The following is a 12,675-nucleotide window of genomic DNA, read 5'->3' as shown; positions in this document are numbered from 1 at the left end:
AGAAGATTGTGGCCGCTAGGGCACCGCGTGCCGGTGGTCGAGTGGCACCGAATCGACGTTCATGCCGCTCGCGAACGGCACCTCGCCCTGACGGCACTGGCTGTAGAAATCGTCCCATTCGCCGCGCTCGACATGAACGCCGCGCACCCAGCCGAGCTGGAAACATTCGTCGTAGGTGGGCGCATCGGCGGTCGTCTCGGCCCGGGCACTGGCAGGCAGATTGCGCGGCTGGATGAATGCGTCTTCGGCCGCTGCGGGCGCGACATTCCAGACGGTGAGTACAACAGCGGCCAGGACGGCAAGGCGCATCTTCAGCTCCATAGCGACGAAGCCGCACGCTATGAAATTGTCGCGCCATGGAAACGCAAATTGGGTCTTTAAAAGACAACGCCACGTGTAGCGCCACCATAACCGGCGCGTAGCGCCGGCGTAAAATCCGGCGCCGGATTACGAGCGTTGCTGTTCGCGGCTCTTGAACACCACGAAATGCGACAGCGAGAAATTGACCACGAAACTGACCAGGATCGAGATGAGTTTCGCGGCGACCACCGGCAGCACATAGGACAGCGCCACCAAAGTCGCGGTCGAGGCCACCATGCCGGCAACGCCGGAGGCAACGAAGGTGGCATAGTCGCGCCAGCGCAGCACCCGGCCGGACTCCGGGCCGAAGGTGATGAAGGAATTCATCGCATAGGAGAACGACACCGCCGTCACCCAGGCAATGACATTGGCCGGCACCAGCCGCCAGCCGAGCAACTGGTTGGCCGTCCAGAAGATGGAAAAGTCGATCGCCGTGTTGACCACGCCGATCATGGCGAAGCTGAGGGCCTTGAGGGCGATGGCCCGCTCGGCCCAGGCCACCTTGAGCCGGTGAACAAGATTTTGCAGCATTTCGATCATGCGGGCTTCCTTACCATCCCGGCTCGCCAAGGTCTTGTCCGAAAAGGAGGTTCCGCGGACAAGACCGCGGCGGCCACCGGGGCGACAAGGCGGCATCCATGCGCTATAGATCGCCGCTTACATGGAGAATTTACGTGCCTAAATCTCCGGCAAAACCCCGGAAATCGGCCAACCGAGCCGACAAGACAGGGGCCGGGCGCAGTGCGCCGGCGGGCGGGCTGTCGATCGTGGTGCCCGTCTACAACGAGGCCAAGGGCCTGCCGGTCCTGCACGAGCGGATCGCCGAAGTCGCGCGCTCGCTGACCAGCAAATATGGCCTCGCGGTCGAGGTCATTTATGTCGATGACGGCAGCCGCGACGACACCTTCCGCGTGGCGCTGGCGCTGCCGGCCTTGTCGCTCGACGTGCAGGCGATTGGCCTGTCGCGCAATTTCGGCAAGGAAGCCGCTCTGCTCGCCGGCCTCGACCATTGCCGGCATGGCGCCGTGCTGTTCATGGACGGCGACGGCCAGCATCCGCCGAGCCTGATCGGCACTCTGGTGTCGCGCTGGCTCGATGACGGTTACGACGTCGTCTATACCGCCAAGGCGCATCGCGAGAACGAGCCGTTCCTGCGCCGGCAGGGCGTCGCCGGATTCTACTGGCTGCTGAACTGGCGCGCCCGCCTTAAAATTCCGGAAGACGCGGGCGACTTCCGCCTGCTCTCGCCGCGCGCCGCCGAGGCGCTGCGCCAGCTTCCCGAGCGCAACCGTTTCTTCAAGGGCCTGTCGACCTGGATCGGCTTCCGTCAGGTGCGCGTCGATTACGAGCCGGCCGAACGCGAGCACGGCGTCACGAGCTGGAATGTCTGGTCGCTGATCGGACTGTCGATCGAAGGGCTGACGTCGTTCTCGGTGGCGCCGCTGCGCGTCGCCAGCCTGCTCGGCGTGCTGCTCGCCGCCACGGCGCTGCTGTTCGGCCTCTGGATCATGTTGGAGACCTTGTTGTTCGGCAAGGACGTGCCGGGTTATCCGTCGCTGGTGGTCAGCATCATGTTCATCGGCGCGGTGCAACTGCTGATGATCGGCGTGCTCGGCGAGTACATCGGCAAGCTGTTGTCCGAGGTCAAAGGCCGCCCGGTCTATGTCGTCGCCGAACACAGCGTGAAAGAGACCAAGCAAGACGTGCCGCGCACCGCGGGCGCGGAGTAGGCCTTGTCCGCCAGAACCCGCCGCATCTGGCTGTGCGCCGACGATTACGGCATGGCGCCCGGCGTCAATGACGCCATCCGCCAACTGATCGCGCGGCGGCGGCTCAATGCCACGTCGGTGATGACGGCGGCGACGCATCTCGATCGCGCCGATGCCGACGCGCTGGTCGACGCGAACAGCGACGGACAAGCCGCGATCGGCCTGCATGTCACGCTCACCGCGCCGTTCAAGCCGCTGAGCGCCGGCTTTGCGCCGCTGCGCGACGGCGCCTTCCTGCCGCAAACCGACCTGATGCGGCTCTCGATGGTGCGGCGGCTCAATGTCGAAATGCTGACCATCGAAATCGCCACGCAGGTCGAGGCCTTTGTCGGGCTGTTCGGCCGTCTGCCCGACTATCTCGACGGCCACCAGCATGTGCAGCTGCTGCCGCAGGTGCGCGACGCTTTCCTCAAGGTCGCCGCGGAGACCGTGCCCGGGGCCTGGGTGCGCCAGTGCGGCCGGCCGCGCAGCGCCCGGCCGTTGCATGAACCGAAGGCGCTCGTCATCGACATTCTCAATGTCGGCTTCCGCACCAAGGCGGCCCGGCTCGGCGTCGCCACCAATCCGGCCTTTGCCGGGGCCTATTCGTTCAATCCGAAGGCCGATTTCACCAAGATATTTCCCCGCTTCCTCAAGGGGCTGCCGGATGGCGGCCTGATCATGTGTCATCCGGGCTTCGTCGATGCCGAGCTACGTTCGCTCGACAGCCTGACGACGTTGCGTGAGCACGAATTCGCCTTTTTCAACTCGGATGCTTATCCGGCCGTGCTCGCCGCGCACCATGTCGAATTGGCGAGTGCCGATCGGGCGCAGCCCTCTGGCACAGGCGGCGGCGCTTCCTAGATGCTGGGGGCGTGCCGATCGCGCGCTTTGGGAGGAAGTTCATGACGCCGCAGGAACGCCAGATGATCGACGAGCTGTTCGACAAGCTCGCCAAACTCGAGACGATGCCGCGCGATGCCAGCGCCGAGCGCGCCATCGCCGAGGCCTCACAGCGCGCGCCGCACGCACTGTATGCGCTCACCCAGACCGTGCTGGTGCAGGACGAGGCCTTGAAGCAGGCCGAAGCCCGCATCCGCGAACTGAGCGGTGAAGCCGAAGCGCCCGCGAGCGGCGGTTTTCTCGATTCGATGCGCAACGCGCTGGGCGGCGGCCGCGGCTCGGTGCCGAGCGTGCGCGCGGGCGGCGCTTCGGATTCACGCTGGAACACCGGCGGCGCGCTGGCGCCGGCGCAGCCCGCCTCGCCGTTCAATGCAGCACCGCAGGCGCAAGCTCCGGGCGGCGGCCCCTCGTTCCTTGGCACCGCGGCGGCGACCGCGGCCGGCGTCATCGGCGGCTCGCTGCTGTTCAATGCGCTGGGCGGCATGTTTGGCGGCCACCACAGCGGCAGCGCCATGGCCGACGTGCCGCGCGATCAGGGCTCAAGCAATCCGTGGAGCGGAAGCGACAATGCCGCGGGCGGCGACCTGTCGCGCGACGCCGGCTTGAACGATGTCGGCGGCGATCGCCGGGCCGGACTGTTCGACGACGACAATTCTTCGGGCGATCAGTTCGACACCGCGGACAACGGTGATTTCGGCGGTGACTTCGGTGGCGATGGCGGCGGCGACGCCTAGGCCGCTCACATCACCACGACCTTGGCGCCGACCTTGACGCGCTCGTAGAGGTCTTCGACGTCGGCGTTGCGCATGCGGATACAGCCCGACGATACGTTCTGCCCGATGGTCCACGGTTCGTTCGAGCCGTGGATGCGATAGAGGGTCGAGCCGAGATAGAGCGCGCGCGCACCGAGCGGATTGTTCGGCCCGCCTTCCATGTGGCGCGGCAGATAAGGCTGACGCTCCAGCATTTCCTTCGGCGGCGTCCAGTCCGGCCATTCTTTCTTCGCAGACACCAGATGCGTGCCGGCCCAGGTGAAGCCCGGCCGGCCGACGCCGATGCCATAGCGCAGTGCGCGTCCGCCCGGCTGAACGAGATACAGAAACTTGTTCGGCGTATCGATGACGACCGTGCCCGGCTCTTCAGGGCCCCGATAGATGACTTCCTGTCTTTCGTAGATCGGATTGATCGGATAATCGCGCGGCGCCAGCGGCTCACCGACAATCGGACCGGTGTTGGCGTAGACCTGCTGCACCGGGGCGGGCTGGCCATAATAGCCCTGCGGCGGCGCGACGTATTGCGGCTGCTGTTGCTGATGCGGCAACGGCACGTAGCCCTGCATGCGGTCGCTGCTGCCACCGCCACCGAATATCGCCTCGATGAAGCCGCCGCCGAGGCCGCGCTCCATGCGCTGCGGCTGCGCGACAACCACCATCGGCGGAGTAGCCATCTGCATTTGCGCGCGCGGCACGGCGCGGCCTTGCACCGGCGGCGCGTAATATTGCTGCTGCGGCTGCGCATAGTACTGCGCGTGCGCCGGCATCGCGCACAGCACGAGCGCGGCCAGGCCAAGGATCGTCGAACGCTGACGCATTACGCCACTCACACAACAAACAAACGTCGCCCGCTCATGCTCCCAATCAAGCACCGATTGGTAAATCGAGCCATGCGCGGGTCCGTCGCCAGTGAACTTCGTCACCGCCAGCGTTTATTTTGAGTAAAATGCCGGCGGTCTTGGTTAACCGGCGCTTCGCGACATACACGATCTTTTAATCACGTTTTCGCGGTGCAACGCGCTGTTAATTCACCACGCGGTAAAGCCTGACTTCGACAAGCGGGACCCGGAACCGTGCAGCGCAAGGTGTTCAGGATCGAAGCGATGCTTGCGGCGCGGCGGCAGCCGGGCGCCGGCCTTGCCATGCGCGCGCCGCCGATCCCTGCAGCCACGCCGAGCGACAATGTCGAAGCGCTGCTCGGGCTCAAGGCCGAGCTTGCCTACATTCACGAGTCGGTCGCGCACAATAAGCGCGAACTCGTCGCGATGATCGGCGATGGCGCGGAGCGTCGCCTCACCCGCGCCGGCGATGAACTCGGCGCTGCCGTCGCCGCGATGCGCGGCGCAACCGACACCATCCTCGGCACCGCCGAAGCCGCCGACGACAGCGCGCGCACACTCGCCGCCAGTCTGTCCGACGATTTCAGGCGCGGCCTCGCCCAGGATATCCAGGATCAGATCGTCAAGATCTACGAAGCCTGCAATTTCCAGGATATCGCCGGTCAGCATATCGGCAAGGTGATCGGCATGCTGGCGTCGGTGGAAAAGCAGCTCGACGTCATTCTCGCGCGCTGCAACGGCGTCCATGCCGCATCCGAGCCGATGGATGGATCGGCCAAAGGCGATGGCCTGCTCAACGGCCCCAAATTGACCGGGGACCTTGGCCACGCCACACAGCGCGACATCGACCGGATGTTTGCCTGACAACCGCGCTGTCTAGGCCGGCCGTCTGATCACATAGAAACAAACGAGCGCGGCCGTACCGAAAGCGCAGGCCAGCGCCAATGCCGCCGTGTCGGATAGGCCGTCGATCACCGCCGCCATCACCAGCGGCGCCGCCGCCTGCACCAGCAGGAACGGAAAAGCCAGCCGGCCCATCAGCCGGCCGTAGCCGGAGGCGCCGAACAACGCGAGCGGCACCGCGCCGCGCGCGATGGTGATAAGGCCGTTGGAGCCGCCGAAGACGATGGCAAAGGCGGCCGCCACCGGCGGCGCGATGCCGAGCACCGCAATCATGATGAAGCCGGTAAACAAGGTCGTCAGCGCGATGCGCGCGATCCACAAAGGATGCAGGTTGCGGCCGAAGGCGAATTCGATAACGCGGGCGCCGACCTGGGCCGGGCCGAACAGCGCGCCGATCCACACCACCGTGTCGCTGTCGATGCCGGAGCGCGCGAAGATCGCAAGGAGATGCGCCGCCAGCGCCGACGGCACGAAGGCGTAAACGGCAAAACCGCCGGCAACGAGAACGAATGGCCAGCCGCGCGCCGGCAGCACCTTGTCCGGAGCCTTGATGCCGTCGGTTGGCGGCGGGGCCGCGGCGAAGCGCTCGCGCGGCAGCAGGAAGGCATGCAGCGGCGCCGCAATGACGACAAGCAGCGCGGCATAGATGAGATAGGTGCCGCGCCAGCCCACCGCTTCGGTGAGGAAATGGGTGGCCGGCCAACCCACGGTCGACGCAAAGCCTCCGGCCAAGGTCAACGCCGTGATCGGCCGCCGCGCGGCGGCGCCGAAGATGCGGCCGAGCGAGGCGAAGGCGGCGTCGTAGAGGCTCGCCGACAATGCGACGCCGAGGAGTATCCAAACTGCAATGTAGGCGGCGCGATGCTCGGCGATGGTGATCAGGACGAGGCCGAGCGCGCCGAGCAGCGAGCCGGCGGTCATTACGAGATGGCCGCCAAAGCGATCGATGGCGCGGCCGATGTAAGGCGCCGAGAGGCCGGCCGCCAGCAGGGCGACGGAGAAGCCACCCATGGCGAAGGACATCGACCAGCCGTGCTCGCGCGCGATCATCGGCACGATCAGCACCGGCGTGTAGTAGATGCCGCCCCAGGCCAGAATTTGCGTGACGCCGAGCACCGGCACTGCGCGCCAAGGGCCGTGGATGAAATCACTCGGCGGGATCATCAGCGCGGGTCATGCCTGGGTCTGCGATACCCAGGCTTGTCCTGGGCGTCCCGATCAGTCGGGCACTGCGCCCTCCCAAGCGAGATGGCCGGGACAAGCCCGGCCATGACCACTATAGGCGGTGCGCCTTCCGGTGCCTACCGCGCAGCAGGCTTCGGCTTGGGCTTGGCCGCCGCGGGCCGCGGCTTGGCGGCAGGCTTCTTCTTCGCCCCCTCCGGCGAGCATCGCACATAGATCATGTTGCCGTAGCGACCCTGAACCTCGGGGTCCATCCAGTGCAGGATAAGCACGCGGCCATCGAACTGCACCACCTCACGGTCCTGCTGGCTGCCCGGCGGGTCGCCATCGGGACCGATATAGGTCTTGCCGCCTGGCGCACCCTTGAGACGCAGTTCGGTCGGCGTTGCCTGGTCGGCGAGATGCATCATGACGCCGCCGGTCGAGCCCAAGGTGATCACATAAGGCTGCCGGCACTGGCTAGCGGCATTCGTCTCGGTGCGCACGCGATCTTCTTCGCGATGGTAGGCGGCGAGGCCCCAGCTTCCGACAATATCCTGAGGCGGGAAACCCGGCGGCAAGGTCGGCACCACGGGCGGCGGCGGCGGCTCGGGCGGCGCACTGGGCGTCGTCGAACAGCCGGCAATCCCGAGCGCGATGACACCGAGAACCAGGGCGGTCCGCAGGCGGGTGCCGGGCAGACCTTGGCGGTTGGCAAAGCTCATCGGGACTCCTGAAAACTCTTTGATGTGAGAGTGCGGGGCATCGGCACGCGGTGCAAGCAAAAGCCTTAACGCTCGGTAGCGGCCACTTGTGCCCGGAATGCGGCCACATTCGCGACCAGCCCCAGCTTGACACCCAACCGTTAAGGCAATATCTCCGCTGGCGCAATTGGCACTCTCTATCAGGGAGTGCTAAGGGGTTATAATCCCTGCAATTTCAGTCACAGCGGCCGACGCTTCGGCGCCGGAGGCACGGGCCAAGCCCCGTCTACTCCGTCGCCATCCGGTTCAACGAAGAAGTCCAAGGAAATCCCCATGGCCAAGACCAAGTTCCGTCCCCTGCACGACCGCGTTGTCGTGCGCCGCATCACCGCCTCCGAGAAGACCAAGGGCGGCATCATCATCCCCGACACCGCCCAGGAAAAGCCGTCGGAAGGCGAAGTGATCGCCGTCGGCCCAGGCGGCCGCGACGAAACCGGCAAGCTCATCCCGCTCGACATCAAGGCCGGCGACCGCGTGCTGTTCGGCAAGTGGTCCGGCACCGAAGTGAAAATCGACGGTGAAGATCTCCTGATCATGAAGGAGAGCGACATCATGGGCGTCGTCGCCTAAGCGCCCGCCAGCACCAATCATTTGGAGTAAACTCACATGGCTGCCAAAGACGTCAAATTCTCCGGCGACGCGCGCGATCGCATGCTGCGCGGCGTCGACATTCTCGCCAACGCCGTGAAGGTCACGCTCGGTCCGAAGGGCCGCAACGTCGTGATCGACAAGTCGTTCGGCGCCCCGCGCATCACCAAGGACGGCGTCACCGTCGCCAAGGAGATCGAGCTCGAGGACAAGTTCGAGAACATGGGCGCGCAGATGCTGCGCGAAGTCGCCTCGAAGACCAACGATCTGGCTGGCGACGGCACCACCACCGCGACCGTGCTGGCCCAGGCGATCGTGCGCGAAGGCGCCAAGTCGGTTGCCGCCGGCATGAACCCGATGGATCTCAAGCGCGGCATCGACATCGCCGTGGCCGCGGTCATCAAGGATATCGAGAAGCGCGCCAAGAAGGTTTCGTCCTCCGCGGAAGTCGCGCAGGTCGGCACCATCTCGGCGAATGGCGACTCGCAGATCGGCAAGATGATCGCGCAGGCGATGCAGAAGGTCGGCAACGAAGGCGTCATCACGGTTGAAGAAGCCAAGGCGATGGAGACCGAGGTTGAGATCGTCGAAGGCATGCAGTTCGACCGCGGCTACATCTCGCCCTACTTCGTCACCAACGCCGAGAAGATGATCGCCGAGCTCGAGGATGCCTACATCCTCCTGCACGAAAAGAAGCTGTCGGGCCTGCAGTCGATGCTGCCGGTGCTCGAAGCCGTCGTGCAGTCGGGCAAGCCGCTCATCATCATCGCCGAAGACGTCGAAGGCGAAGCCATCGCCACGCTCGTCGTCAACAAGCTGCGCGGCGGCCTCAAGGTCGCGGCCGTGAAGGCGCCGGGCTTCGGCGATCGCCGCAAGGCGATGCTGGAAGACATCGCCATCCTGACCGGCGGCCAGCTCATCTCGGAAGACCTCGGCATCAAGCTCGAGAACGTCACCGTGAACATGCTCGGCCGCGCCAAGAAGGTCGTGATCGAGAAGGAAAAGACCACGATCGTCAACGGCGCCGGCAAGAAAGCCGACATCGAAGCGCGCGTGCAGCAGATCAAGGCGCAGATCGAGGAAACCACCTCGGACTACGACAAGGAAAAGCTGCAGGAGCGTCTGGCCAAGCTCGCGGGCGGCGTCGCGGTGATCCGCGTCGGCGGCGCGACCGAGATCGAGGTCAAGGAAAAGAAGGATCGCGTCGAGGACGCGCTCAACGCCACACGCGCTGCCGTTCAGGAAGGCATCGTCCCCGGCGGCGGTACCGCGCTCCTGCGCGCCAAGAAGGCGGTCGGCAAGCTGTCGAACGACAACTCGGACGTCCAGGCCGGCATCAACATCGTGCTGAAGGCGCTTGAGGCGCCGATCCGCCAGATCGCGGAAAACGCCGGTGTCGAAGGCTCGATCGTGGTCGGCAAGATCCTCGAAGAGAAGTCGGAGACCTACGGCTTCGACGCGCAGAACGAAGAGTATGTCGACATGGTCGCCAAGGGCATCGTCGACCCGGCCAAGGTCGTGCGCACCGCGCTGCAGGACGCCGCTTCGGTGGCCGGCCTGCTGGTGACCACCGAAGCCATGGTTGCCGAACTGCCGAAGGAAGCCGGTCCGGCCATGCCGCCGGGCGGCGGCATGGGTGGCATGGGCGGCATGATGTAAGCGCCCTGCTTCGATCAAAAGCAGAAAGGCCCGGCGAAAGCCGGGCCTTTTTTATGTCGTCGATTGTCGGGGCTCAGTGGGTCGACAGCCTGAACCGAAGCGGCGCACCGCCCGGGCCCACCAGCGAAACATAATCGCCCTGGCGCTGCCATGCGGTCGCCTGCGTGAGCTGGTCAAGCAGCGCGACATCGGCCTGCATCCGCTCCGGGCTGCATTGGCCGGTGCTCATGTAAAGCGGCAATGCCTCCGGCAGCGGCGCAGTCTGGATTTTGATCTCCGCACCACTCACTTCGAACAAGGCCGGTACGGTCTTGCACCACAGATCGACCGTGGTACGGCCATCGGCGCCGATGGTGAGAACCGGGACGCGCTTCAACGGGCCCATCCGCGGCGCTTCCAGCACCAATACCTGATCGAACGGAAATTGTTGCGCCACCGCCGCCGTGTTGCCGGATACCAGAGCCGCGAACATCAAGATCGTCAGCGACCGCCACGCGGTCAAACGCCGAACATCCATCTGCTTCTCCACAAGTAGGCCGCACTCACGACCGATCGAGGTGAGGGCCGATCCCATGAAGCCTTCGCCTTCCGTCGTCAAGATACACCAGCCTCATTCCGAGGCATTGTTGGCAATGCCCACAGCATGACAATGTTGTTACATGACTGCGGCGCTTTTCCGCAGGTTCCCGCGACGACATCGTTCTAGAATGCAACGCACTTCACCGTGGGAGCCGTTCATGAAACAGCACAGCGCGGAACAGCGCGTTGTCGATCTTTACGACAGTTTTACGCACGGCCTCATCGATCGACGCACCTTCATGGACCGGCTAACGGCTGTCGCAGGCTCAGCCGCTGCGGCCGCCGCCCTGCTGCCGTTGTTGCAGAACGACTATGCCCGCGCCGCGATCGTAGCCGCGGATGACGCCCGGCTGACGATCGAGAAAGCGACCTACGATGCCGGCGGCACGCCGATGTCCGGCACGCTGGCGCGGCTCAAGGGCGGCGCGAAACGGCCAGCAGTGCTCGTCATTCACGAGAACCGCGGCCTCAATCCGCATATCGAGGACGTAACGCGCCGCCTCGCGCTCGCCGGCTTTCTCGCTTTCGGCGTCGATGCGCTGTCGCCGCTCGGCGGCACGCCGGCCGACGAAGACAAGGGACGCGACATGATCGGCTCGCTCAATGCCGGCGAGACCGCCCAGCGCATCGCCGCCGCGGTGCCGTTCCTGGCGAAGCACGCCGAGTCGACGGGCAATGTCGGCGCTGTCGGCTTTTGTTGGGGCGGCGGGATGGTGAACCGCATTGCCGTGCAGTCGCCGGAGCTGAAAGCGGGCGTTGCCTATTACGGCGCGCAGGCGCCGGCCGCCGACGTACCGAGAATACATGCGGCACTGCTTCTACATTACGCCGGGCTCGACAGCCGCATCAATGCCGGCATTCCCGCGTATGAGGAAGCGCTGAAGGCCGCCGGCAAGCGCTACACGGTTTATGTTTATCCGGACGTCAATCACGCCTTCAACAACGACACCAGCAACCGCTACGACAAGGCGGCGGCGGATCTCGCCTGGAGCCGCAACCTCGCCTTCTTCGCCGAGCATCTCGGCGCGCCGCCGAAGGCCTAGACCGGACACGTTTATCCGGGCAGACGCTCGACCAGCCAGTTCGCCGTACGCAGGAGCCGCGCGTCGTCGCCCATGGCGCCGACGAGCTGAACGCCCAGCGGCAAGCCGTTCTCGCCGGAGAGCAGCGGCAAGGTGACGGCCGGCAGCCCGGTCAGACTCCACAGCGAGCAGAATGACGGATCGCCGGTGGCCTGGCCGACCGGCGCCACCCCGACCGTCGCCGGTGTGATGATCGCGGTGCAGGCCTGTTCGAACAGTTCGCCCAGCGCGCCGCGCATGGCGCGCGCGTCTTCGAGCGCGTCGAGATAGGTCGCCGCCGAGATAGCGCGACCGTCCGCCATCAACGCATTGAATTGCGGGCTGATCAGGTCGCCGCCCTCCTCGGCATAGCGGCCGAGATTGAAAACCATCTCCGCCGCCATGATCGCGCGCTGCGCGTCCCATGCGGTGGCGTAGGTATCCGGCAAATCGTAGGTGAAGCAGTCGCCGCCAAGCTCCTCGGCAAGCGCCTCGAAAGCATCGCGGGTGTTCGCATCGGCCTTGTCCCAGATCGGCGTCTTGACGAAGGCAAAGCGCGGCGCCAGCTCGAACTCTTCCATCGCGACGTCGCGGAAATTTCGGGCGCCCAGCGGCCGCGTGTCCGGATCGCCCGGGTCGTAACCGGCAATCGCATCCAGCACCAACGCAATGTCCTCGATCGACCGCGCCATCGGCCCGATATGGTCGAGCGACCGTGACAGCGGCAGCGTGCCGGTCCGCGGCACCAGACCATGGCTCGGCTTCATGCCGAACACGCCGCAGAAGGCCGCCGGACGGATAATCGAACCGTTGGTCTGGGTGCCCAGCGTCGCCGGGACCATGCCCGCCGCCACCGCCGCGGCCGAGCCGGACGACGAACCGCCCGGTGTGCGCGACAGATCGTGCGGATTGCGCGTCTTGCCGGGGTGGAAATAGGCCATCTCCGTCGTCACGGTCTTGCCGATGACAATGGCGCCGGCGGCGCGTAGCCGCGACACGACCGTCGCATCGTTGCGTGGCCGGCGGCCGGCGAAATAGCGCGAGCCGTACTCGGTGGGGTAATCCGCGGTGTCGATGAGGTCCTTGACCGCGACCGGCACGCCGTGAAGCGGGCCGATCGGCTTGCCGCTGCGCCGCCACGCGTCGCTCTCGCGGGCCTGCGCGAGCGCATGCTCGGCATCAATGAAGGCGAAGGCGCCGACCGATTCTTCGGTCTCGGCGATACGCGCGAGGCAGGCCGCGGTCATTTCCTCGGAGGAGCATTCGCCGGCAGAGATAGTGGCCGCCGCCTGCGCGGCGGTCAGGGTGGAGAGCTCGGTCATGGCGCGTGTCTGATT

14 protein-coding genes are annotated in these 12,675 nt (G+C 65.7%); 7 read left to right on the top strand and 7 right to left on the bottom strand.

The genetic code is table 11. From position 1 onward, the window contains the following. Positions 1-15: 15 nt before the first annotated feature. Positions 16-309, bottom strand: coding sequence for a hypothetical protein (locus DXH78_RS10225; RefSeq protein WP_147292609.1), 294 nt, complete (start codon positions 307-309; stop codon positions 16-18). Between the two features lie 138 nt (positions 310-447). Then, entirely contained in the window at positions 448-900 is a 453-nt protein-coding gene (locus tag DXH78_RS10220) for a GtrA family protein (protein ID WP_245416789.1), read from the bottom strand. A 134-nt stretch (positions 901-1,034) separates the two neighbouring features. Between DXH78_RS10220 and DXH78_RS10215 the strand changes: the two genes are divergently transcribed. The 3 genes from DXH78_RS10215 to DXH78_RS10205 are packed head-to-tail and all read left to right on the top strand — an operon-like array spanning position 1,035 to position 3,745. Then, on the top strand, positions 1,035-2,090 hold the full coding sequence (locus tag DXH78_RS10215) for a glycosyltransferase family 2 protein (protein ID WP_430727482.1): 1,056 nt from the start codon (positions 1,035-1,037) through the stop codon (positions 2,088-2,090). Positions 2,091-2,093: 3 nt separating this feature from the next. Continuing rightward, positions 2,094-2,972 carry a ChbG/HpnK family deacetylase gene (locus DXH78_RS10210; protein ID WP_115516928.1) on the top strand — a complete coding sequence of 293 codons (879 nt, stop codon included), beginning with the start codon at positions 2,094-2,096 and terminating at the stop codon, positions 2,970-2,972. Positions 2,973-3,013: 41 nt separating this feature from the next. Beyond that, positions 3,014-3,745, top strand: coding sequence for a DUF2076 domain-containing protein (locus tag DXH78_RS10205; RefSeq protein WP_115516927.1), 732 nt, complete (start codon positions 3,014-3,016; stop codon positions 3,743-3,745). A 5-nt stretch (positions 3,746-3,750) separates the two neighbouring features. Here the strand turns inward: DXH78_RS10205 and DXH78_RS10200 are convergent, their stop codons facing one another. Beyond that, complete coding sequence (locus DXH78_RS10200) at positions 3,751-4,464, bottom strand: L,D-transpeptidase (RefSeq protein ID WP_115517841.1); 714 nt, start codon at positions 4,462-4,464, stop codon at positions 3,751-3,753. A 393-nt stretch (positions 4,465-4,857) separates the two neighbouring features. On the opposite strand from DXH78_RS10200, the gene DXH78_RS10195 reads away from it, so the two are divergent. After that, positions 4,858-5,487, top strand: coding sequence for a protein phosphatase CheZ (locus tag DXH78_RS10195; protein ID WP_115516926.1), 630 nt, complete (start codon positions 4,858-4,860; stop codon positions 5,485-5,487). Between the two features lie 12 nt (positions 5,488-5,499). On the opposite strand, the gene DXH78_RS10190 is transcribed toward DXH78_RS10195, so the two are convergent. Both DXH78_RS10190 and DXH78_RS10185 read right to left on the bottom strand, forming a co-directional pair. Then, positions 5,500-6,690, bottom strand: coding sequence for an MFS transporter (locus DXH78_RS10190; RefSeq protein ID WP_115516925.1), 1,191 nt, complete (start codon positions 6,688-6,690; stop codon positions 5,500-5,502). Positions 6,691-6,827: 137 nt separating this feature from the next. Further along, positions 6,828-7,412: a hypothetical protein gene (locus DXH78_RS10185; RefSeq protein ID WP_245416788.1), complete on the bottom strand. Its 585-nt coding sequence runs from the start codon at positions 7,410-7,412 to the stop codon at positions 6,828-6,830. A 312-nt stretch (positions 7,413-7,724) separates the two neighbouring features. On the opposite strand from DXH78_RS10185, the gene DXH78_RS10180 reads away from it, so the two are divergent. After that, entirely contained in the window at positions 7,725-8,021 is a 297-nt protein-coding gene (locus DXH78_RS10180; protein WP_115516924.1) for a co-chaperone GroES, read from the top strand. Positions 8,022-8,057: 36 nt separating this feature from the next. Beyond that, on the top strand, positions 8,058-9,698 hold the full coding sequence (gene groL, locus DXH78_RS10175; protein WP_115516923.1) for a chaperonin GroEL: 1,641 nt from the start codon (positions 8,058-8,060) through the stop codon (positions 9,696-9,698). Positions 9,699-9,771: 73 nt separating this feature from the next. Here the strand turns inward: groL and DXH78_RS10170 are convergent, their stop codons facing one another. Beyond that, entirely contained in the window at positions 9,772-10,296 is a 525-nt protein-coding gene (locus DXH78_RS10170) for an META domain-containing protein (protein WP_115516922.1), read from the bottom strand. A gap of 139 nt (positions 10,297-10,435) precedes the next feature. On the opposite strand from DXH78_RS10170, the gene DXH78_RS10165 reads away from it, so the two are divergent. Continuing rightward, complete coding sequence (locus DXH78_RS10165) at positions 10,436-11,320, top strand: dienelactone hydrolase family protein (RefSeq protein WP_115516921.1); 885 nt, start codon at positions 10,436-10,438, stop codon at positions 11,318-11,320. 11 nt (positions 11,321-11,331) lie between these two features. On the opposite strand, the gene DXH78_RS10160 is transcribed toward DXH78_RS10165, so the two are convergent. After that, positions 11,332-12,660: an amidase gene (locus tag DXH78_RS10160; RefSeq protein WP_115516920.1), complete on the bottom strand. Its 1,329-nt coding sequence runs from the start codon at positions 12,658-12,660 to the stop codon at positions 11,332-11,334. Positions 12,661-12,675: the final 15 nt, after the last annotated feature.

The organism is Undibacter mobilis (assembly GCF_003367195.1).
Lineage (GTDB): Bacteria > Pseudomonadota > Alphaproteobacteria > Rhizobiales > Xanthobacteraceae > Pseudolabrys > Pseudolabrys mobilis.
This window is presented reverse-complemented; position numbering and strand designations above follow the sequence as displayed.